Origin of the sequence: Streptomyces sp. NPDC051020, assembly GCF_040683105.1 — a bacterium.
Lineage (GTDB): Bacteria > Actinomycetota > Actinomycetes > Streptomycetales > Streptomycetaceae > Streptomyces.
Map to the genome: position 1 here is coordinate 1 of NZ_JBFBCG010000005.1, position 21,118 is coordinate 21,118.

The following is a 21,118-nucleotide window of genomic DNA, read 5'->3' on the forward strand; positions in this document are numbered from 1 at the left end:
GGAGGGGCCCCCTCCGCGTCGCCTCCCTCCTCCGCCTTGCCAGGCTTGCCCCTCGCCCCGCTCCTTCCTCCACCCCACCCATGTGCGCGGCCTCTTAGCCGCGCCACGGGAGCTCGGCCGTGACCCGCGTCGGCCCGCCCACCGGGGAGTCGACGACGAGGATGCCGTCCACCGCGTCCAGCCGCTCGGTCAGACCGGCCAGACCGCTGCCCGCCGACAGGTCCGCGCCGCCCCGCCCGTTGTCGGTGACCTGCAGCATCAGCCGGTCGGCCGTACGCCACACATCAACCGTCGCATGCGTCGCGCAGGCATGCTTGCTGACGTTCTGCAGCAGCTCGGACACGGTGAAGTACGCAATCCCCTCGATGGCCTGCGCGGGCCGCGACGCCAGGTCGACCTCGACCGTCACCGGGACGGTGCAGCGGGAGGCGACGGCGGAGAGCGCGGCGTCCAGGCCGCGGTCGGTGAGGACGGCGGGATGGATCCCCCGGGCGAGGTCGCGGAGCTCCTGCAGGGCGACCTTCACCTCGCCGTGCGCCTCGTCGACCATGCGGGCGGCGGCCTCGGGGTCCTGCGCCAGCTTCTCCTTCGCGAGACCCAGATCCATGGCGAGGGCGACGAGGCGGGCCTGCGCGCCGTCGTGCAGATCGCGTTCGATGCGCCGCAGGTCGGCGGCGGCGGTGTCCACGACCACACCCCGGTCCGACTCCAGCTCCGAGACGCGCGACGCGAGCCGGGACGGCCCGAGCAGCCCGTACACCATCACCCGGTCCACGCACGTCAGGCCACGGACGATCCACGGGGTGACGAGGACGAGTATCAGGCCGGTCGCACTGGTCTTGGCCAGCTCGAAGGGCGAGTCGAGATAGATGTCGTGCGAGGCGTCGCCGTACAGCTGGATGCCGCCGGTCCCCGCGTAGGTGGGGAAGACCCACTGCCACAGCGGATACGTGAAGGCCGCCCACGCGCACGTCCACAACGTCAACGAGAAGATGAACGCGAAGACGGCCCACGGGAAGTGCAGCAGCGCATAGAGAAGGTGCCGCCAGGACGCCCCGCTCTTCAGCACCGCGCCGACCCAGGACATCAGCCCGCCGGTGCTGCCGCGCACCGGCGCCGGATCCGCCACCTGGAGCCTCAGCAGCCCCCGCGCCCGGGCCCGCTCCATGGCGCCGATTCCGCGGCACATGGCCAGGGTGCCGGCAAGGAGCGGAATGCCGAGGAACGTGATCAGCAGACCCGCGCTGGCAGAGGTCAGGGCCACCGCGAGGCCGAACACCACCGTACTGATGGGCAGACTCAGCAACAGATAGCCGAACTCGCGCCAGGTCCTCGCCTCGAACGGCGCGCGCAGCGCCGCCGCAACGACGTGCTTCACCGTGGAGTGGTCCTCGGGGCCGGAACCGGACCGCTGAGGGTCGCGAGTGTCCGGTCCGTATGCCGTGGCCATGGTGCCGTCCGTTTCTCCGCTCGGCGGATGGAGTGGGTCTTCTTCGGCAGCCCGTACAGGCCGCCACCTCAAGAGTGCTGTCCGGCAAGGCCCCTCACCATGAGGCCGGTATCCCTTTTCGGCCGGGGGTTTTCCCCACCCCCGGCTGCGGCCTGGGCCCCCTCCTGCGGGGTCGGACCGGAACGGGGCGCGGGTCCGACGCGTGTACCCGCAACCCCGCGAGCCCGGCACGATCCGCAAGAAAGGCCCTATGGCCGTTTTGCGGCGCCTGCACCGTCCCCGCCCCGGTCCCGCCAGGGCAGCTCGGCCACGACTGTCGTCGGCCCGCCGACCGGCGAGGTCAGGACGAACAGCCCGTCCACCGCCCCCAGCCGCTCCGCCAGCCCGGACATCCCCGTACCGCCGCCCATCTGCGCCCCGCCCCGGCCGTCGTCACTGACCTGGATCAGCAGCCGTTCCTCCGACCGCCACACCTCGACGGACGCCGAACTCGCACCACTGTGCTTGCTGACGTTCTGCAGCAGCTCGGACACGGTGAAGTACGCAATCCCCTCGATCGCCTCCGCAGGGCGCGACGGCAGATCCACGCCCACCGTCACCGGGACGGTGCAGCGGGAGGCGACGGCGGAGAGCGCGGCGTCCAGGCCGCGGTCGGTGAGGACGGCGGGATGGATTCCCCGGGCGAGGTCGCGGAGCTCCTGCAGGGCGACCTTCACCTCGCCGTGCGCCTCGTCGACCATGCGGGCGGCGGCCTCGGGGTCCTGCGTCAGTCTCTCCTTCGCCAGGCCGAGCCCCATGGCGAGGGCGACGAGGCGGGCCTGCGCGCCGTCGTGCAGATCGCGTTCGATGCGCCGCAGGTCGGCGGCGGCGGTGTCCACGACCACACCCCGGTCCGACTCCAGCTCGGCGATCCTGCGCTCCAGCTCGTCCGAGGGCGAGAGCAGCCCCCGCGCCATCGCCCGGTCCGCGTTGGCCAGCAGCCGCGCCGTGAAGGGCAGCACGGGCCACAGGACGAACAGACTCAGGAACGTCACCGTGAACGTGAGCACGCCCCAGGGCAGCCGGATGAAGGAATACAGCACCGCCCGCCAGCCCACCGGATCCTTGAGACTCGACCACAGCCACGGAAGGACGCCGCGGTCACGGCGGCCCAGTGCGGTCGCGCTCGGCTCGTCGATACGCACCCCCAGCAGCGCCCGGGCCCGGCCCCGCTCCGCCCTGCCGAGCAGCCGCGCCCCCTGCAGCCCGCCGGCGAGAAGCGGCAGACCCACCACCGTGACGGAAAGCCCCACGCCGATACCGATCATGAAAACTGTGTAAACGAACCCGGCAACGGCCATCGGCAGGTTGGACAGGAGATAGGAGATCTCCTTCCACGTCCACGGATCCAGTGCGAAGCGGGCGGGCGGCGGCCGGTCGTTGTCGGGCGCCGGGGGGCTCAAGGTCATGCGCCCAGCCTGCCGGGCCGGGCCCGCGCACGCCATGGGGTTCATGGGCGGGGTGAGGTAGGGATAACCCCACCCCTTGCCCGACGCGGCTGCTTACCACTTCTTTAGCAGGGCCTAGACTCCCGTGCGTACAGACGTCGAACAGGTATGAGGGAGCGGAGGGGCGGACGTGGCCTACGTGGCGGACCTGCCGGAATCGACCGTTCTCGCGACGGACTACTTCCAGAGCTATTCGGTCGTCGGACTGCTCGCCGTGATCGGCGTGCTGTTCGTCGCCGTCGCCTTCGGAGCGGGCCGGCTGCTGCGCCCCGTGGTGCCGACACCGGAGAAGCTCCTCACCTACGAATGTGGCGTGGACCCCGTCGGCGAGGGCTGGGCGCACACCCAGGTTCGCTACTACGTCTACGCATTCCTCTATGTGATCTTCGCTGTCGACTCGATCTTCTTGTTCCCGTGGGCGACTGTATTTGCAGCACCCGGATACGGCGCGACCACACTGGTGGAAATGTTCATCTTCCTCGGTTTCCTCGCCGTGGGACTGCTCTACGCATGGAAGAAGGGCGTCCTCGAATGGACGTGACGAGCCCGCAGACCCCCGAGCCGCAGCACCGGCCCGAACCAATGCTGCTGCCCGAACCGAAACGGCTCGGCGTGCTCTCCCGGCTCGCACCCGAGCCCATGAAGGTGGTTCTGAACTGGGGCCGCCGCTACAGCCTCTGGGTCTTCAACTTCGGGCTCGCCTGCTGCGCCATCGAATTCATCGCCGCCTCCATGGCCCGGCACGACTTCATCCGCCTCGGCGTGATCCCGTTCGCACCGGGGCCCCGCCAGGCCGACCTCATGGTCGTTTCCGGCACGGTGACGGACAAGATGGCCCCGGCCGTCAAGCGGCTGTACGAGCAGATGCCCGAGCCCAAGTACGTCATCTCCTTCGGCGCCTGCTCCAACTGCGGCGGCCCGTACTGGGACTCGTACTCCGTGACCAAGGGCGTCGACCAGATCATCCCCGTCGACGTGTACGTACCGGGCTGCCCGCCGCGCCCGGAAGCCCTGCTCCAGGGCATCCTCAAGCTCCAGGAGAAGATCGCCCGCGAGTCGCTGGGCGAGCGGTACGCGACCGGCGGCAGCCGCCCCTCCACCGCCGCACTCCGCAGCGGCCTGGTCGCCGCCCCGCCGGCCCCGGGGGAGGAGCGGAAGTGACTGATCCGGAAACGGCGCAGGCCTACGACCGCCTGCCGGAAGCCGTCACCGAACTCTTCGGCGAGGACGCCACGGCGGAGTACGCGTACGACCTGCTGACCGTCGACGTCCCGCCGGCCGCCTGGACCACCGCCCTCGAGACGGCCCGCTCCCTGCTGGGCTGCACCTATTTCGACTGGCTGAGCGCAGTCGATGAACCCGGCACAGGCTTCCGTGTCTGCGCCCATGTCGCCGCCCCGGCGGCGGGCAAGGTCCGTCGGCTCCTGCTCCGTACGACCGTTCCGCACGACGCCGCGGTCCTGCCGACCGCCACCCACGTCTACGCGGGCGCCGCCTGGCACGAGCGCGAGACCCACGAAATGTTCGGCATCGGCTTCGAGGGCCACCCGCACCTGGTCCCCCTTCTTCTCCCCGAAGGTTTTGAGGGTCACCCGCTGCGCAAGGACTTCGTCCTGGCGGCGAGGGTCGCCAAAGCATGGCCGGGCGCCAAGGAACCGGGCGAATCCGAGCACGGCGGCCCCAAGCGGCGCACGATGCTGCCGCCGGGCGTGCCCGACCCGAATGAATGGGGCCCCCTCAAGGGCCAGCTCCCGCCTGCCCCGGCCCGCCCGGCCCGAGCAGCCCGCCCCGCGGGCGACCGCCCCGTGCGCAGGGCCCGCAGCGTGAGCGAGGGCTCGGCGAGCCAGCAGCCCGAGCCGGCAGCCCCGGCCGCCGCGGGTACCGGGACCACGCCGCCGGCCACCACCCCGACCGCGACTCCGCGCCGCACCCGCAGCGCGTCCCAGGGCTCGGCGAGCCAGCAGGGGGCTCCGGTGGAGCAGACGCCGGGAGTGACGGAAGCGGCGCCTTCGGCGGCCACGCCGAAGTCCGGCGCGCCGGGCACTGCGGCGACGGACTCGACCACCTTCCCGTCGGCAGCGGCGGGGACCGCGCCCTCAAAGACCGCGCCCTTGGAACCGACGCCGGAGGCGGCAGCCCCGGAGCAGGCACCCAGGTCCCGCGGCGCGGACGCGCCCTGGCACCACGCCCGCCCGGCCTTCGACGCGACCCCCGAACCGGACACCTCGCAACCCCCCCGGCGTCCGAGGAGCGGCGGCCCGGAGGCGGAGCCCCCGGTGCGGGAAGGGGCGGACAGGGGAGAGGCCCCGCGCAGCGGCCCCACCCCCGAAGGCACCGAACCCGCGGTCGCCCCCGAAACCCCCGAAACCCCTGAAACCCCTGAAACCCCTGACCACCCCGCCGGAGGCGATACCGCGTGAACGACGTACTCGACGTCGCCCTCCGGCTCATCATCGTCTTCGGGGTGTTCATGGTCGTCCCCCTCGTCGTGGGCCAGACCGAACACAAGGTGATGGCCCACATGCAGGGCCGCCTGGGCCCCATGTACGCGGGCGGTTTCCACGGCTGGGCCCAGCTCGTTGCCGACGGCGTGAAGTTCGCGCAGAAGGAAGACGTCGTCCCGGCCGAGGCCGACCGCCGCATCTTCCAGCTCGCCCCCGCCGTCGCCCTCCTCCCGTACCTCCTCGTACTCGTCGCCATTCCGATCGGCCCGAGCGAGGGCGCGGTCGGCCAGGTGGTCGACGCGGGCATCTTCTTCGTCCTCGCCGTCATGGGCGTGGGAGTGCTCGGCTCACTGATGGCGGGCTGGGCATCGGCCAACAAGTTCTCCCTCCTCGGCGGTCTCCGCACCGCCGCCCAGCTCCTCGCGTACGAACTTCCGATGCTGCTCGCCGCGGCCTCCGTCGCGATGGCCGCAGGCACCGTCTCCCTTCCCGGCATCGTCAACGCCTTCGAGTGGTGGTGGCTGCCGTGGCAGATCGTCGGTGCCCTGGTCTTCTTCGTGGCCGGACTCGCCGAACTGCAGCGCCCGCCGTTCGACATGCCGATCGCCGACTCGGAGATCATCTTCGGCGCGTACACCGAGTACACGGGCCTCCGCTTCGCCCTGTTCCTGCTCGCCGAGTACGCGGGTATCGTCGTCCTGAGCGCACTGACCACCGTCCTCTTCCTCGGCGGCTGGCACGGCCCGCTCGGTGCCGACGGACTCGGCTGGGTCTGGACGCTCCTCAAGATCGCGGTCCTCGCCTTCGTCGTCATCTGGCTGCGGGTGAGTTACCCCCGCCTCCGCGAGGACCAGCTGCAGAAGCTCGCCTGGACCACGCTCATCCCGCTCGCTCTCGCGCAGATCGCGCTCACCGGCATCGTGAAGGTGGCGATCAGCTAATGCCTCCGATCCCCGGCTCCGGCCTCGCCAAGGGTCTGGCCGTCACCCTGCGGACGATGACGAAGAAGACGGTCACCGCCCAGTACCCCGACGTTCAGCCCGAACTCCCGCCGCGCTCCCGCGGCGTCATCGGGCTGTTCGAGGAGAACTGCACGGTCTGCATGCTCTGCGCCCGTGAGTGCCCGGACTGGTGCATCTACATCGACTCCCACAAGGAGACGGTGCCCGCCGCCGCACCGGGTGGCCGCGAACGCAGCCGCAACGTGCTCGACCGCTTCGCCATCGACTTCTCCCTCTGCATGTACTGCGGTATCTGCATCGAGGTCTGTCCCTTCGACGCGCTGTTCTGGTCGCCGGAGTTCGAGTACGCGGAGACCGACATCCTCGAACTCACCCATGAGCGGGACAAGCTCCGCGAATGGATGTGGACGGTGCCCGAGCCGCCCGCACTCGATCCGGGTGCGGAGGAGCCGAAGGAGATCGCCGCCGCCCGCAAGACGGCGGAGAAGCTCGAAGCTCAGCGCGCCCAAGAAGCCCAGCAAGCCCAGCAAGCCCAGCAGACCCCGCAGCAGGAAGAAGAGGAAGGAAAGGAGTGACCCTCGCAGCCGCCGCGGCCCACCCCGGTTTCCTCTCCCCGACCGGCATCGAGATCGCCTTCGTCCTGGTCGGCGTCGCCACCATCGGCGCAGCCCTCATCACCGTCACGACCAAGCAGCTGGTGCACGCCGCCCTCTGGCTGGTCGTGGCGCTCGGCGGCCTCGCCGTCGAGTACCTCCTGCTGACCGCGGAGTTCATCGCCTGGGTACAGGTACTGATCTACGTCGGTTCCGTCGTCGTCCTCCTTCTCTTCGGGCTGATGCTCACCAAGGCCCCCATCGGCCGCTCCCCGGACGCCGACTCCGAAAACCGCTGGGCCGCCCTCGGTGTCGCCGTCGCCGCCGCGGCCGCCCTCGTCTGGGTCGTCGTGGACGCCTTCCGCACGACCTGGATCGACCTGGACGGACCGGCCCACGGATCCACCGAAGCCACCGGCGCCTTCCTCTTCCGGCACTGGGTGCTGCCCTTCGAAGCACTCTCCGTCCTGCTGCTCGCCGCCCTTGTCGGCGCGATCGTCCTGTCCCGCAAGCGCAGTAAGGAGCAGAGCTGATGCACCTCGCCTATCCCGCCGTGCTCGCCGCCCTCCTCTTCTGCACCGGGCTGTACGGAGTCCTCGCACGCCGCAACGCGATCCTGGTCCTGATGTCCGTCGAGCTGATGCTCAACGCCGTCAACCTCAACCTCGTCGCCTTCGACGTCTGGTTCCGCGACGCCCTGCACTCCGGCCAGGCCCTCACCCTCTTCACCATCGCCATCGCCGCAGCCGAGATCGGCATCGGCCTCGCGATCGTCCTCGCCGTCCACCGCAACCGCGGCAGCTCGGACGTCGACCGCCTCCGCGACACCGCCGAGACCGACGCCGCGGAATCCCTCCCCGGCGACGAGGACGACACCACCGGCACCGAAGACCAGGCCACTGCTGCGGCAGGGAAGGCAAAGAAGGCAGAGGCCACCGCGTGACCACCACGACCCTCGCCGTCCTCGTTCCCCTCCTTCCGTTCCTGGGCGCAGCCACCGGCCTGCTCCTCGGCCGCACCGCCCCCGGGTACGTACGCCCCCTCGCGATCCTCCCCACCCTCGGCGCGGCCGTGATCGCCGTCGTCGTCGCCGCACGCCAAGGCGGCGGCCCGGCCATCGATGCGTCGACCCGGCTCACACCCACCGGCTCGGTCCCGATCGACCTCGCCCTCCACCTCGACGGCTTCGCGGTCCTCGTCGCCGTCCTGGTCGGTCTCGTCGCGACCTGCGTACAGATCTACTCGACCGCCTATCTGCGCCACGACCCCCGCTACCCCTCGTACGCGGCACTCGTCTCCCTGTTCACCTCCGCGATGCTGCTCGTCGTCTACTCCGGCGACCTGATGGTGCTGCTGGTCGGCTGGGAAGTCATGGGCATCTGCTCGTACTTCCTCGTCGGCCACTACTGGGAGACACCCGAAGCCCGCGCCGCCTCCCTCAAGGCGTTCCTGGTCACCAAGCTCGGCGACGTCCCCTTCCTGATCGGCCTGTTCGCGCTTGCCGCCGACACCGGCACATTCCGGATCACCGGCATCCTCGGCGCCGTCGCCCACGGCGGGCTCGACCACCCCACTCTCATCGCCCTGCTGCTCCTCGCGGGCGTCGCGGGCAAGTCCGCGCAGTTCCCCCTGCACACCTGGCTGCCCGACGCGATGGCCGGCCCGACCCCGGTCTCCGCGCTGATCCACGCCGCGACGATGGTCGCCGCCGGCATCTACTTCGTGGCCCGGCTCCTCCCGGTCTTCGCCGAATCCGGCGCCGCCCTCGTCGTCCTCGCCGTCATGGCGGCGGTCACGATGATCGGGTCGGGACTCGCCGCGCTCGCCCAGGACGACATCAAGCGGGTCCTCGCCTACTCGACCATCGGCCAGCTCGGCTACATGGCCGGCGCCCTGGCCGTCGGCGACCGCGGCGCCGCCGTCTTCCATCTCCTCTCGCACGGCGCGTTCAAAGCCGTCCTCTTCCTCGCGGCCGGCGTGGTCATCCACGCCGCCGGGACCAACTCGCTCACCGCCATGTCCCGCATGGGCGGACTGGCGAAGCGCATCCCGGACGCCTACTGGACGATGACCGTCGCCCTCCTCGCGCTCGCCGCCATCCCGCCGTTCGCCGGCTTCTTCTCCAAGGAAGCCATCCTCGTCGCCGCCGAACACACCGCCCTGGGCGAACGCCACGTCGCCCCGGCCGCCGCCGGCTGGACCGTCCTCGTCGCCGGACTGCTCGCCGCCGTCCTCACCGCCGCGTACGCCACCCGCCTCTGGCTCCTCGCCTTCCGCGGCCGCGGCGCCGAGGCCCCCGACCACGGCAGGCAGCCCGTCGCGATGACCGCCGTCCTCTGGGTCCTCGCCATCCCCACCATCGGCTTCGGACTCACCGTCGGCGTGATCACCGACTGGTTCGACGGCCACAGCCTCACCCCGTCCGTGACCACCGCCGTCCTCTCCACCGGCGTCGGCCTCGTCGGCGGCCTCGTCACCTACGGCGCCTGGCGCCACACCACGGCCCTCGCCGCCCGCACCCCCGCCGGTGCCGTCGTCGCCCACCCCGACGCCGAACCCGCACTCATCGAGGCCGAGGCCATGACCCACCACACCGCCGGATACGGCGACACCCCGGGGACCCCCGACCCGGCCGACCCCGGACGGCTCCTGCTCGGCCCGCTCCACCGCCACGCCGCCACCGGCTTCCACCTGGACGCCCTCTACGCGACGCTGTTCGTCCGCCCCGTCCAGGCCGCGGCGAGCCTCGTCAGCTTCCTGGACCGCGAGGTCGTCGACACCTACGTACGCGGCGCCGGCACCGGCGCGCGCTGGCTCGGCGCCGCCGTCCGCCGCGCCCAGACCGGCAACGTGCAGACCTACCTCAGCGCACTGCTCGCCGGTTCCCTTGTCCTGGCGATCGCCGCCGTCGTTTTTGCCAACGTCAACGCCGGGTCGTGAGCCGTGATCGATATCAGCGAATCCGTGATGCAGTTCCTTCTCGCGTTCATCGTCGTCGGCCCGCTCATCGGCGCCGTCGCCGCTCTCCTGCCCGCCCCGCCCGGGCTGAAGGGAAAGAGCCCCGACCAGGCCGTGCTCCGCCACGGCGTGACCGTCACCGGCGCGATCCTCATCGCCGCGATCGTCCTGGCCCTCGGCTTCGACCACGCCCACCCGTCGAAAATGCAGGCCACCACCGACATCAGCTGGATCCCGGCGCTCGACGTCCGCATCCACCTCGGCATCGACGGCATCTCGCTCCCCCTTCTCGTCATGACCGCGCTGCTGACCTTCCTCTGCGCGCTCTACAGCTACTTCAAAATGCCCGAGGGCCCCTCCCCGAAGGCCTTCGTCGCACTCGTCCTCGTCCTCGAGTCCGGCACTCTCGCGACCTTCGCCGTCCTCGACCTGCTGCTGTTCTTCCTGGCATTCGAGATGGTCCTCATCCCGATGTACTTCCTCATCGCCCGCTGGGGCGGCGCACAGAAGCAGGCTGCCGCCTGGAAGTTCATCCTCTACACACTGCTCGGCTCAGTGATCATGCTGCTGGGCCTGCTCCTCATCGGACTGACGAGCGGCACCTTCGACATGGTGGCACTCGCCGCTGACAACGGCCGTGGGCTCACCTCGTCCGTGCAGGTCATCGCCGTTCTCGCCATCGGCATCGGACTCGCGATCAAGACCCCGATGTGGCCGCTGCACAGCTGGCTCCCGGACGCCCACACCGCCGCCCCGACCGTCGGCTCGGTGCTCCTCGCGGGCGTCCTGCTGAAGATGGGCACGTACGGATTCGTCCGCATCCTGCTCCCCATCACCCCCGACGGGATGCAGACCTTCGCGCCCTACCTCGCCGCCTTCGCCGTCGTCGGCATCGTCTACGGATCCCTCGCCTGCCTCGCGCTCGCCCGCCCCGGCTCCAAGGGCGACCTCAAGCGCCTGATCGCGTACTCCTCCGTCGGCCACATGGGCTTCGTCCTCCTCGGCATCGCGAGCATGACCCCCACCGGCGTCAACGGCGCGCTCTTCGCCAACATCGCCCACGGCCTCATCACCGGCCTGCTGTTCTTCCTGGTCGGCGCAGTCAAGGACCGCTACGGCACCGCCGACCTCGACACCCTCTCCGGCGCCACCGGGGCCGCCCTCTACGGCCGCGCCCCCCGCCTCGGCGGTCTCCTCGCCTTCGCCGCGGTCGCCTCGCTCGGCCTGCCCGGCCTCGCCGGATTCTGGGGCGAGATGCTCGCTCTGTTCGGCGCCTTCGACCCGGCCGGCGGCCTCAGCCGCCCCGCCTTCCTCACCTTCATGTCGATCGGCGCGTTCGGCACACTGCTCACCGCCGCGTACATGCTCATCGTCGTACGCCGCGTCTGCATGGGCGAGAAGCGCGAGGAACCGCACCGCATCGCCGACATCCGGACGTACGAATTCGCCGCCTGGACGCCGCTCGCCGCCCTCACCGTCCTCGCCGGCCTGTGGCCCGCCGTCCTCCTCGGACTCACCGACCCGGCCGTGCAGAAGCTCCTCGCAGGAGGCAAGTCGTGACCACAGCGGCCGAGACCACCAGCCTCGTCCAGTCCGTCGACTGGCTCGCCATCGCACCCCCCGTGATCGTCGCGACGGTCGCCCTGATCATCCTCGTCGCCGACCTCTTCCTCCCCCGGGAGCGCAAGCCGCTGCTCGGCTGGGCGACCATCGCCGGACTCGTCGCCGCACTCGCCTTCCTCGTCCCGCTGCGCGACGGCGACCACTCCACCTTCTGCCTCACCACCGGCACCGGCACGGCCTGCAGCTACACGGCCGACCACTTCGCCCTGGTCATCCAGTTCCTCGTCCTCGGCGGCGCGCTTCTCACCGCACTGCTCTCCCTCGGCGACATCCGCAAGCTCCCCGCGGGCGAGTTCTGGTTCCTGCTGCTGTCCTCCGCGGCCGGTGCCGCACTCCTGCCCGCCGCCCGCGACCTCGCCACCCTCGTCGTCGCCCTCGAAGTCGCCTCCCTGCCCGCCTTCGCCCTCATCGGCATCAAGCGCGGCGACCGGCGCTCCTCCGAGTCAGCCCTGAAATTCTTCCTCTCCTCGGTCGTCGCGACCGCCGTCACGCTCCTCGGCGTCAGCTTCGTGTACGCGACAACCGGCACCCTCCACCTCACGGAACTCGCCACCCGACTCGACGCCGTCCCAGGTCAGCTCGACACCCTCGCCCAGGCGGGCGTCGCTCTCACCCTCGTCGGCTTCGCCTTCAAGACAGCCGCCGCACCCTTCCACTTCTGGGTTCCCGACACCTACATCGGCGCCCCGCTCCCCGTCGCCGCGTACCTCTCGGTCGTCGGTAAGGCAGTCGGCTTCTCCGGGCTCATCCTCGTCACCGTGATCGGATTCCCGTCCTACGCCGACGTCTGGGGACCCGCACTTGCCGTCGTCGCCGCACTCACCATGACCATCGGCAATGTCGCCGCCCTCCGCCAGACCGCCACCCGCGCCCGCAGCGCCGTACGCCTGCTCGCCTGGTCGTCCGTCGGCCAGGCCGGCTACCTCCTGGTGCCGATCGCCTCCGCCGCGTACTCCAGCGACGACCAGATCGGCTCCACCGTCGCCTACGCCCTCATGTACGCCGTCGTGAACCTCGGCGCCTTCGCGGTGGTCGCCCTCGTCTCCCGCACAAGCCCGGACAACCGTCTCTCCGACTACCGCGGCCTGTACGCCACCCGCCCCCTCGCCGCCCTCGCCATGGCCTTCTTCCTGCTCTGCCTCGCCGGACTGCCGCCAGGCATCGTCGGCCTCTTCGCCAAGGTCACGGTCTTCTCCGCCGCCGTCGACGCAGGCCTCGGCTGGCTCGCGGTCGTCATGGCCGTCAACGTCGTGATCGCGCTCTACTACTACCTCCAGTGGACGGCGGCACTCTTCCGCGGACCGGAAGAGCCCGAGGCGGCGGCGGCCCCGGCAGGCGCAGCGGGCACGGAACCCACCCTGCGCGTGACCGCACCGGCGTCCCTCACCGCCGCGATCGCCCTCACCGCCGCCGTCGGCATCGTGCTCTCCGGAGCCCCGCAGCTCGTGCTCAGGTTCGCCGCGGTCAACCTCTTCTGACCACGCACCGGCCCCGCCCAAGATCGGCTTGCCTCGGCCGGACCGCACAGGGCAGGGTCATGCCCGCACACCACGCATACGTACACACAAAAGAGGAGCCAGGGCAGTGCTGAACGGGTTCAAGGACTTCATCCTGCGCGGAAACGTGATCTCCATGGCGGTCGGACTCGCCGTCGGAGCCGCGTTCACCGCAGTCGTCACGGGATTCAGCAACGCATTCATCGTGCCGCTGATCGGAGTCATCACCCGAGGCACCGGAGACTTCAACAAGGCCACCTTCCAGGTCGAGGGCGTGACGTTCCCCTACGGCCTGTTCGTCAGCGCCGCCATCGCCTTCCTGATCACCGCCGCCGTCCTCTACTTCTGCGTCGTCGTCCCCATGGCGAAGGTCCAGAGCCGCTTCACAGCCAAGGCCGAGGAGAAGCTCGACATCAAGGCCACCCTGCGCGACTGCCCCCGCTGCTACACGGCCATCCCGGCCATCGCCTCCCGCTGCGCCCACTGCACCAGCGAGATCAAGCCCGACCCCGAGGCCCTCGCGCTCGCCGGAATCCCCGCCCAGCGCTGACCCACCCCCGCGGCCGCCCGCACCGACACCGCGACACCCGTACGGCCCAGCGCCTGCTCCGGCCCGAACAGCCGGACAGGCCCCGCCCTCCGGCCGCACGCACAAGGGAACTAGCTCTCCTCGCCTGGCGTTGACCAGTACGGGAGGCTCCACTGGGGAGTGGAGCACCACCCAGCAAGGGTTCCCCTGCTGCACCACTTGGAGGGCGTACCGTGCACCGCCGGCACAACGGGCTGAAGACCGCCGTACTCCTCGGGGGCCTGTCCGCACTCATCATCGTCATCGGCAGTTTCTTCGGACGTACGGGCCTGATCGTCGCGCTCTTCGTAGCCGTCGGCACCAACGCCTACGCCTACTGGAACAGCGACAAACTCGCACTACGGGCCATGCGGGCCCGCCCGGTCAGTGAATTCGAGGCGCCACAGCTCTACCGCATGGTCCGCGAACTCTCCACCACGGCCCGCCAACCCATGCCACGGCTGTACATCTCCCCGACCCAGGCACCCAACGCCTTCGCCACCGGCCGCAACCCGCGCAACGCGGCAGTGTGCTGCACCGAAGGCATCCTGCAGATCCTGGACGAACGCGAACTGCGAGGCGTCCTCGGCCACGAACTCAGCCATGTCTACAACCGCGACATCCTGATCTCGTCAGTCGCCGGAGCACTCGCCTCCGTCGTCATGTTCCTGGTCAACTTCGCATGGCTGATCCCGGTCGGCCGGTCCAACGACGACGAAGGCCCCGGCATCTTCGGCATGCTGCTGATCATGATCCTCGGCCCGCTCGCCGCCAGTGTCATCCAACTTGCCGTCAGCCGCTCCCGCGAGTACGAGGCAGACGCCTCGGGCGCCCAACTGACCGGCGACCCCCTGGCCCTCGCCGGCGCCCTGCGCAAACTGGACGCAGGAACGAAACAGCTCCCCCTGCCACCCGAGCCGAGGATCGAGACCGCGAGCCACATGATGATCGCGAACCCCTTCCGCCCCGGCCAGGGCATGTCCAAGATGTTCTCCACGCACCCGCCGATGGCGGAGCGCATTGCCCGACTTGAGCAGATGGCAGGTCATCGCCCATGAAGACAATCCTGAACGTCATATGGCTGGTCCTGTGCGGATTCTGGATGTTCCTCGGTTACATGCTCGCCGGCGTCCTGCTGTGCATCACCATCATCGGCATTCCCTTTGGCCTCGCAGCCTTCCGCATCGGCATCTACGCACTGTGGCCCTTCGGCTACACCGTCGTCGACCGCCGCGACGCCGGCGCGCCCTCCTGCGTGGGCAACATCCTCTGGCTGATCCTCGCAGGCTGGTGGCTGGCCCTCGGCCACATCACCACCGGAATCGCCCTCTGCATCACGATCATCGGCATCCCGCTCGGCATCGCGAACTTCAAGATGATCCCGGTCTCCCTCATGCCCTTCGGCAAGGAAATCGTCCGAACGGATCAGCCGTTCGCCACCCGGTAGAACACAACACGACCAGGGGGCAGTGGGGAGCCGGGCGGCCCATCCGTCGAAACGCCCCCGACTGCACAGGAGGGCATCAGGCCACCCTCCACTGATTGTCAGTGCCGTCCTCCACCATGAACCCATGAACGACACCGAGCAGTTGCTGACGGCCGTGGAGAAGACTGCGCACACCACCCCACGGTGGGAGAAGCACCCCCTCCCGGCAGCTCTGTCCACCCAGGACATCGCCCAGGCCGAAGCGGCCCTCGGCTTCGCGCTGCCGCCACTGCTGACCGCCCTCTACACCCGGATCGCCAACGGCGGCTTCGGCCCGGAATACGGTCTGCTGCCCCTCACTGGCAGCCCCGCCCCCGACGGCGAGCACTCCGCCGTCGAGCAATACCTCGCCCACCGCAGATCCGCGAGCGAGGAAGGGCAGTGGCCGTGGCCGGAAGGCGTACTGCCGATATGCAGCCTGGGGTGCGGCATGTACAGCTGCGTGGACTGCCGCACCGACCGCACCACCGTCCTGCTCTTCGAGCCGAACGCCGACGAACCGCAGCACGCCTGGTATGTCGACCAGCCTGATCTCGCCACCTGGCTGCGCACATGGTTGGACGGAGCGGGCTGGTACGGGGAGGACGCCGACGACGAAGCAATGGACCTGCAGCCCTGGCCGGACTACAACACCCGCATATGAACAGGCTGTGAGCTGCCGCTCATCCCGCTCGACCAGCAACCGTCCACGCCCACCCGACGTCTTGGATTCCACAGCCAAGTGAACGGTAGGTTCGCCAGCATGACGATTATCGGTTGGATCATTCTCGGACTGCTTGCCGGAGTCATTGCCAAGGTGCTGCTCCCGGGCCGCGATCCGGGCGGGCTGGTCGGCACCACCCTCATCGGGGTCGTCGGCGCCTTCATCGGTGGCTGGATCTCCTCACGCTTCCTCGACCACCCCATATCCAAGAACTTCTACGACACCGCGACATGGATCTCGGCCATCGGCGGCTCGCTGGTACTGCTCATCGTCTACCGGCTGCTCTTCGGGAACTCCCGGGACCGCCACTGACGCCCCGTCCGCGCCTCAGACACCCAACCCGGTCTCGCGCAGGGTCAGATTGAGCCGGCCCCTGCTCATGCCCGTCGCGGGATCGGCCGTCCCCGGACAGACCTTCGGCACACCGTGGAACGCGAAGCGTGACTCCCCACCGAAGACGAACAAGTCACCGGAAGCCAACTCCACATCCGTATAAGGCCGTCCACGGTCCTTCGTGTTGCCGAAGCGGAAGACACATGTATCACCGATGCTGAGCGAGACCACCGGCGCACCGGACCGCTCCTCCTTGTCCTGGTGCATGCCCATCCTCGCCGCGCCGTCATAAAAATTGATCAGCGCGGTGTCCGGCGCGTACGTCCCGACCGGGCTCTCCTCCCCGTACGCCTCGACCAGCGCCGCCCGCCCCAACTCCGCCAGCCAGTCCGGAAAATCGGCGACCCGCGCCCCGTTCACATCATCCGCGGTCCGCGAATACCGGTACGGCTGCCAGTGCCACCCCACACAGACCGTCTGGACGGACATCACCCCTCCACCCGGCAACACCGTGTGCCGCAGGGGCACCGGCCCCCGCGCCCACTCCCGGCAGACCTCGACCAGCATCCGCTGGCGCTCCACCGGCAACCACTCCGGCACATGCACGGCACCCGGGCCCACGACGGCCCGCGGCCTCGGGAAGAGACCCGCCATGTCGCCCACCCCCCCATCCGTACACAGCCGCTCAACGCGCCCGGCGCACAGGCCGCTCAGCGCGCCGTCAGAGCGCCTTCCAGCCCCAGAAGCCGCTCCTTGCACTCCAGCCCGCCCGCGTAACCCCGCAGGGCCCCGTCCGCACCGATCACCCGGTGGCACGGGCGCACGATCAGCAGCGGATTGCGGCCGATCGCCGTCCCCACGGCCCGCACACCCGCCCCGGGTGCGCCGATCCGCTCGGCGATCTGCCCGTAGGACACCGTCTCCCCGTACGGGACGGTGTCCAGCGCGCTCCACACCCGACGCTGGAACTCCGTGCCCCGACCCTTCGCGTACGCGATGTCGAAGCGGGTCAGCCGCCCCTCGAAATACGCCCCCAGCTGCGCGGCGATCCCGGCGAAGGCCCCCGGCGCATGGATCCACCCGTCCTGGACGACCTCGCCGCCCTTCTGGCCCGGCAGGGCGAGCGAGGCGAGCGCCACACCTCCGGTGGCGGCCGGTGATTCCTCGCCGACCAGCAGCAGTTCACCCAGCGGGCTGTCGACGGTCGCGTACATGGTCATGGCCGGTCCCTCTCTTCTCCGTACAGGGCGACGAATCACCCGCATCGCCGTTCCGTACGGACAAGTCTGCGACCGCCCGCCACCCGCGACCGGCGGCATTCGGACATCACGTCCGATGGGGTGCGTGGCGGGCCGGTGCGTATCTCCCGGCCTGCCCCACCCGCGCCCGGACGGACGACCGGAAGACGGACCTACCGGTAGTTCACGAACTGCACGGCGAAGTCGAAGTCCTGGCCCTTCAGCAGCGCCTGCACGGCCTGCAGGTCGTCCCGGCTCTTCGAGCTGACCCGCAGCTCGTCGCCCTGGACCTGCGCCTTGACACCCTTCGGACCCTCATCGCGAATGATCTTCGCCACCTTCTTGGCGTTCTCCTGGGAGATGCCTTCCTCGATCGTGGCGAAGATCTTGTACTCCTTGCCGGACAGCTGCGGCTCGCCCGCGTCCAGCGACTTGAGCGAGATGCCCCGCTTGATCAGCTTGGACTGGAAGATGTCGAGGATCGCCTTGACTCGCTCCTCGCCGTTCGCCTCCATCAGGATCTTCTCGCCGGACCAGGAGATCGAGGCGCCCGTGCCCTTGAAGTCGTAGCGCTGCGAGATCTCCTTGGCGGCCTGGTTGAGGGCGTTGTCGACCTCCTGCCGCTCGACCTTCGAGACGATGTCGAAACTGGAGTCGGCCATGACGTGTGGCTCCTTGCGTCGAATGCTTGTGGGTACGACGTAAAGCCTAGCCATCGCCCACCGCCACGAGCACTGATCAATCAGGTGGCGGAGCACCCCACGTCATCAGGTATTGTTTACGTCGTCGCCAAGGAGCCCCGCTCAATGAGGTTCCGAAGCGTCGTTCGAGGCGGTGTGCCCGAGTGGCCAAAGGGAGCAGACTGTAAATCTGCCGGCTCAGCCTACCCAGGTTCGAACCCTGGCGCCGCCACACGAACAAAAGGGTCTGTGACCAGCGGAAACGTTGGTCACAGACCCTTTCGCTTTAGGTGAAGACCGACAGCCCGCTATAGAGCCTGTCCATACCTCGCCGTACCCGGTGTCCTGGACCAGGCCACCGTGCCGGGTGCGGAAGAGCCGACCATCGGGGGCCACTCCGTGGGCGACGATGTGCCAGCGGAGCAGGACGACCAGGTCAGGGGGGATCGGCACGGTGCGTGCCGCTTCGGCCGCGTGGTAGTGCAGGGCGAACATGCGTCTCCGCCGATGCCCGCGCTGCCCGGCTCCGTCAACCCCAGGACCGCTGCCTTCGCCGCGGCGCCGTCCACGGAGTTGCCGCCCTGCTGCAGGTGCAGGATCCGCGGGCCGGCCTGAGCCGCCAGTGGCTGACTGATGGTCACGGCACCGTTATGGGCCAGGACTTCGGAACGCCCCTGGCCGCTCCAGCCGCCGTACCGGCCCCTCGTATGGCGGTGATGCCGGCCGACGGTTCGCCCGTGGATGCGGTCGGCTCGCCGATAGGGCAATACGCCTAGGCCCTATCGGTGTCGCCTGCGGGTGCCCGGCAATGGACCTTCCCGCACACGTCACGCTCCTCCTCGCCCGCCGGGCGGCTGGTCCTGGATGTCCTGCGCGACGAACTACGGCGCCAGATGCGGTCCGTTCGGGCCTCCCGGCGACCCGAGCACCATTGACCGCACCATTGACCGCCGATGAGCAGATCCGTAGCATCAGGCCGCGTTGCTGTGCGGATTCAGTTGCGAACGATCCGCATGACGCTTGGATCCGCACATTCTCCGAGAGTGTTGGGGGCGAGCCAGTTGAGCGACTTCACCAACGACGAGCTGGGCATGAACCGGAAGATCCGTCGTCGCGACTTCCTGGACGGCGTCGCCCTGGGCGTGGGCGCGCTGGTGGCGGGGGGCATCGCGGGCAGCGCGGCGGCGGGGCCGGCCTCGGCCGCCGAGGCCCCGAGGGCCGATGCACGCTACTACCCGCCGACTTGGCAAGGCCTGCGCGGGTACTCCGACGCCGCCATGAAGGTGCCGCACGCCCTGCGAGACGGAACCTTCTGGGACGACGCGCCGGAGCCCCGCGACACCCACGAGAAGTATGACCTCGTCGTCGTGGGCGGCGGCATCAGCGGGCTCTCGGCTGCGCGCTACTACCAGATGGAGTTCGGCAAGAACTGCAAAATCCTCGTGCTCGATGCGATGGACGACATCGGCGGGCACGCGCGGCGCAACGAGTTCCGCACCACCGCTCGAACACTGCTGAGCTACGGCGGGTCGCAATCGCTGGAGTCGCCCTCGACGTACGCGCCGCCCGCCCGACAACTGCTCACCGACATCGGGATCCGCGTCGAGCGGTTCGAGAAGTACTTCGATTCCGGCTTCAACGCGCGCCACGGCCTGGGGCGTGGCCTGTTCTTCGACAAGGAGTCCTGGGGCAAGGACCACCTGGTCACCTGGCAGCGCGGCACGCCGTACTCGACGATCCTCGAGGGCGCGCCGATGGCGGCCCAAGCCAAGGCCGACCTCGCCGCCATCTACGACGACCCCCGGGACTGGATGCCCGGGCTCTCCGACCAGCAGAAGAAGGACAAGCTCGCCGACATCACCTACCTCGACTACCTGCGCGACTACGTCAAGGCACACCCCGACGCTCAGAAGTTCCTGCAGACCACGCCGAACGGCAACTGGGGCTATGGCGCCGACGCCGTCGGGGCGCTCGACGCGTCGATCGAGTTCGCCGGATTCGACGGGCTCGGCCTCGACTGGGACGGTGGCCCCGATCCGCGGATCGCGCCTACCGGCCACAAGGTGTGGACCTCGGAGGACGACTACATCTACCACTTCCCCGAGGGCAACGCAGGGGTCGTCTACTCGCTCGTGCGGAAGTTGATCCCGCATGCCATGCCGGGTCAGGGGATGGAGACCATCCCGACCAGTCGGATCCAGTACGGCGAGCTCGATCGGCGCCGCAACAACGTGCGGATCCGGCTGAACTCGCCGGCGGTGCGCGTCGTACACGAGGGCGACCCGGACTCCGCCCGCCAGGTGCAGGTCTCCTACGTGCGCAAGGACCGCTTGGAGACCATCCGCGCCGAGCACGTCGTTCTCGCCTGCAACAACCAGATCATCCCGTTCCTGACCAGCGAGATCCCTCAGCGGCAGCGGGACGCTCTCAAGGACAGCCCGCGTCTTGCCCTCGTGTACACCAGCGTTCTGGTCCGCAACTGGAAGGCCTTGGACAACCTCAAGATCTCCAGCGTTCGGTTCCCGACCGGCTACTGGACGGGCGCCGAACTGGACTTCCCGGTCAGCATGGGTGGCTACCGCTTCCCCGACAAGCCGAGCGAGTCCGCGATCCTGCATGTCTCTCGCGCGGCGTGCCGGCCCGGTCTCCCGCCCCGCCGGCAGGGCGCGGCAGGCCGGGGCGAGCTGATCAGGACGAGCTTCGCAGAGATGGAGCGCAATCTTCGCGACCAGCTGGCCCGCGCCCTCGGCCCGGGTGGCTTCGACCCGGCGCGCGACATCAAGGGCATCACGGTCAACCGCTGGGCCCACGCCTACGCCTACGAGTACGGCCGTCCCTGGGACACGTTCTGGCCCTACGGCGAGCTGCCGAGCCACGTCGCCCGGCGGACGTGGGGGCGGGTCGCGATCGCGAACACCGACTCGGCCCCTCGTGCCTACGTCGACTCAGCGATGGACATGGCCTGGCGGGCGGTCCGCGACCTGGCGGGCAAGCCCAGCGACATCGTCTCCCGCGGTGTCGACGGCATCGCCTTCTGACGGCGCCCGAAATGGCCCGCCCACATCACGGCGCGCACGACGGCACCGCCCGGACAGCC

The 21,118-nt window shown here is 69.6% G+C and carries 21 protein-coding genes, 1 tRNA gene and 2 pseudogenes; 17 read left to right on the forward strand and 7 right to left on the reverse strand.

Annotated features, from left to right (window positions below; all coding sequences use genetic code 11):
* Nucleotides 1-94: 94 nt before the first annotated feature.
* Together AB0N06_RS04225 and AB0N06_RS04230 are read right to left on the reverse strand one after the other, a co-directional pair.
* The gene (locus tag AB0N06_RS04225) at nucleotides 95-1,450 is read right to left on the reverse strand and encodes a sensor domain-containing protein (protein WP_366133216.1); all 1,356 of its coding nucleotides are present in this window, start codon (nucleotides 1,448-1,450) and stop codon (nucleotides 95-97) included.
* Between the two features lie 248 nt (nucleotides 1,451-1,698).
* Nucleotides 1,699-2,898: a sensor domain-containing protein gene (locus AB0N06_RS04230; RefSeq protein WP_366133217.1), complete on the reverse strand. Its 1,200-nt coding sequence runs from the start codon at nucleotides 2,896-2,898 to the stop codon at nucleotides 1,699-1,701.
* Nucleotides 2,899-3,076: 178 nt separating this feature from the next.
* Between AB0N06_RS04230 and AB0N06_RS04235 the strand changes: the two genes are divergently transcribed.
* The 15 genes from AB0N06_RS04235 to AB0N06_RS04305 all read left to right on the forward strand — a co-directional run bounded on the left by AB0N06_RS04235 (nucleotide 3,077) and on the right by AB0N06_RS04305 (nucleotide 16,082).
* Entirely contained in the window at nucleotides 3,077-3,478 is a 402-nt protein-coding gene (locus AB0N06_RS04235; protein ID WP_358856921.1) for an NADH-quinone oxidoreductase subunit A, read from the forward strand.
* Nucleotides 3,469-4,098 carry an NADH-quinone oxidoreductase subunit B family protein gene (locus AB0N06_RS04240; RefSeq protein ID WP_366133218.1) on the forward strand — a complete coding sequence of 210 codons (630 nt, stop codon included), beginning with the start codon at nucleotides 3,469-3,471 and terminating at the stop codon, nucleotides 4,096-4,098. Before AB0N06_RS04235 ends, AB0N06_RS04240 begins: the two co-directional genes overlap by 10 nt.
* Nucleotides 4,095-5,357: an NADH-quinone oxidoreductase subunit C gene (locus AB0N06_RS04245; RefSeq protein WP_366133219.1), complete on the forward strand. Its 1,263-nt coding sequence runs from the start codon at nucleotides 4,095-4,097 to the stop codon at nucleotides 5,355-5,357. The genes AB0N06_RS04240 and AB0N06_RS04245 overlap by 4 nt, the downstream gene beginning before the upstream one ends.
* Entirely contained in the window at nucleotides 5,354-6,322 is a 969-nt protein-coding gene (locus AB0N06_RS04250; RefSeq protein ID WP_366133220.1) for a complex I subunit 1 family protein, read from the forward strand. Before AB0N06_RS04245 ends, AB0N06_RS04250 begins: the two co-directional genes overlap by 4 nt.
* A complete protein-coding gene (locus AB0N06_RS04255) occupies nucleotides 6,322-6,918 on the forward strand; it encodes an NADH-quinone oxidoreductase subunit I (RefSeq protein WP_366133221.1) in 597 nt (198 codons plus the stop codon). The genes AB0N06_RS04250 and AB0N06_RS04255 overlap by 1 nt, the downstream gene beginning before the upstream one ends.
* Nucleotides 6,915-7,469, forward strand: a complete 555-nt coding sequence (locus AB0N06_RS04260; RefSeq protein WP_327244868.1) for an NADH-quinone oxidoreductase subunit J — start codon at nucleotides 6,915-6,917, stop codon at nucleotides 7,467-7,469. The genes AB0N06_RS04255 and AB0N06_RS04260 overlap by 4 nt, the downstream gene beginning before the upstream one ends.
* On the forward strand, nucleotides 7,469-7,879 hold the full coding sequence (gene nuoK, locus AB0N06_RS04265) for an NADH-quinone oxidoreductase subunit NuoK (protein WP_358856874.1): 411 nt from the start codon (nucleotides 7,469-7,471) through the stop codon (nucleotides 7,877-7,879). The genes AB0N06_RS04260 and nuoK overlap by 1 nt, the downstream gene beginning before the upstream one ends.
* Nucleotides 7,876-9,876: an NADH-quinone oxidoreductase subunit L gene (locus tag AB0N06_RS04270; RefSeq protein WP_366133222.1), complete on the forward strand. Its 2,001-nt coding sequence runs from the start codon at nucleotides 7,876-7,878 to the stop codon at nucleotides 9,874-9,876. Before nuoK ends, AB0N06_RS04270 begins: the two co-directional genes overlap by 4 nt.
* A gap of 27 nt (nucleotides 9,877-9,903) precedes the next feature.
* Complete coding sequence (locus AB0N06_RS04275) at nucleotides 9,904-11,454, forward strand: NADH-quinone oxidoreductase subunit M (RefSeq protein ID WP_366133325.1); 1,551 nt, start codon at nucleotides 9,904-9,906, stop codon at nucleotides 11,452-11,454.
* Nucleotides 11,451-12,995, forward strand: a complete 1,545-nt coding sequence (locus AB0N06_RS04280; protein ID WP_366133223.1) for an NADH-quinone oxidoreductase subunit N — start codon at nucleotides 11,451-11,453, stop codon at nucleotides 12,993-12,995. Before AB0N06_RS04275 ends, AB0N06_RS04280 begins: the two co-directional genes overlap by 4 nt.
* Before the next feature lie 106 nt (nucleotides 12,996-13,101).
* A complete protein-coding gene (mscL, locus tag AB0N06_RS04285; RefSeq protein WP_366133224.1) occupies nucleotides 13,102-13,563 on the forward strand; it encodes a large conductance mechanosensitive channel protein MscL in 462 nt (153 codons plus the stop codon).
* Between the two features lie 212 nt (nucleotides 13,564-13,775).
* Complete coding sequence (gene htpX, locus AB0N06_RS04290; protein WP_366133225.1) at nucleotides 13,776-14,639, forward strand: zinc metalloprotease HtpX; 864 nt, start codon at nucleotides 13,776-13,778, stop codon at nucleotides 14,637-14,639.
* Nucleotides 14,636-15,028 (forward strand): YccF domain-containing protein, encoded by a 393-nt coding sequence (locus tag AB0N06_RS04295; protein WP_358856879.1) that lies wholly within the window; start codon nucleotides 14,636-14,638, stop codon nucleotides 15,026-15,028. Before htpX ends, AB0N06_RS04295 begins: the two co-directional genes overlap by 4 nt.
* Before the next feature lie 124 nt (nucleotides 15,029-15,152).
* A complete protein-coding gene (locus tag AB0N06_RS04300; RefSeq protein ID WP_366133226.1) occupies nucleotides 15,153-15,710 on the forward strand; it encodes an SMI1/KNR4 family protein in 558 nt (185 codons plus the stop codon).
* 99 nt (nucleotides 15,711-15,809) lie between these two features.
* The gene (locus AB0N06_RS04305) at nucleotides 15,810-16,082 is read left to right on the forward strand and encodes a GlsB/YeaQ/YmgE family stress response membrane protein (protein ID WP_366133227.1); all 273 of its coding nucleotides are present in this window, start codon (nucleotides 15,810-15,812) and stop codon (nucleotides 16,080-16,082) included.
* A 15-nt stretch (nucleotides 16,083-16,097) separates the two neighbouring features.
* Here AB0N06_RS04305 and AB0N06_RS04310 read toward each other — a convergent pair whose 3' ends face one another.
* The 3 genes from AB0N06_RS04310 to AB0N06_RS04320 all read right to left on the reverse strand — a co-directional run bounded on the left by AB0N06_RS04310 (nucleotide 16,098) and on the right by AB0N06_RS04320 (nucleotide 18,003).
* Nucleotides 16,098-16,757, reverse strand: a complete 660-nt coding sequence (locus tag AB0N06_RS04310; RefSeq protein ID WP_366133228.1) for an alpha-ketoglutarate-dependent dioxygenase AlkB — start codon at nucleotides 16,755-16,757, stop codon at nucleotides 16,098-16,100.
* 56 nt (nucleotides 16,758-16,813) lie between these two features.
* The gene (locus tag AB0N06_RS04315) at nucleotides 16,814-17,323 is read right to left on the reverse strand and encodes a methylated-DNA--[protein]-cysteine S-methyltransferase (RefSeq protein ID WP_366133229.1); all 510 of its coding nucleotides are present in this window, start codon (nucleotides 17,321-17,323) and stop codon (nucleotides 16,814-16,816) included.
* Nucleotides 17,324-17,514: 191 nt separating this feature from the next.
* Nucleotides 17,515-18,003, reverse strand: coding sequence for a YajQ family cyclic di-GMP-binding protein (locus AB0N06_RS04320; RefSeq protein ID WP_030926258.1), 489 nt, complete (start codon nucleotides 18,001-18,003; stop codon nucleotides 17,515-17,517).
* Between the two features lie 168 nt (nucleotides 18,004-18,171).
* On the opposite strand from AB0N06_RS04320, the gene AB0N06_RS04325 reads away from it, so the two are divergent.
* Nucleotides 18,172-18,253 (forward strand) — tRNA-Tyr (locus AB0N06_RS04325).
* 89 nt (nucleotides 18,254-18,342) lie between these two features.
* Here AB0N06_RS04325 and AB0N06_RS04330 read toward each other — a convergent pair.
* Nucleotides 18,343-18,489, reverse strand: a pseudogene (locus tag AB0N06_RS04330) (site-specific integrase); the annotation flags it as partial.
* A 35-nt stretch (nucleotides 18,490-18,524) separates the two neighbouring features.
* A pseudogene (locus AB0N06_RS04335) lies at nucleotides 18,525-18,662 on the reverse strand (hypothetical protein); the annotation flags it as partial.
* Between the two features lie 402 nt (nucleotides 18,663-19,064).
* Between AB0N06_RS04335 and AB0N06_RS04340 the strand changes: the two are divergent.
* Complete coding sequence (locus AB0N06_RS04340; RefSeq protein WP_366133230.1) at nucleotides 19,065-21,059, forward strand: NAD(P)-binding protein; 1,995 nt, start codon at nucleotides 19,065-19,067, stop codon at nucleotides 21,057-21,059.
* Nucleotides 21,060-21,118: the final 59 nt, after the last annotated feature.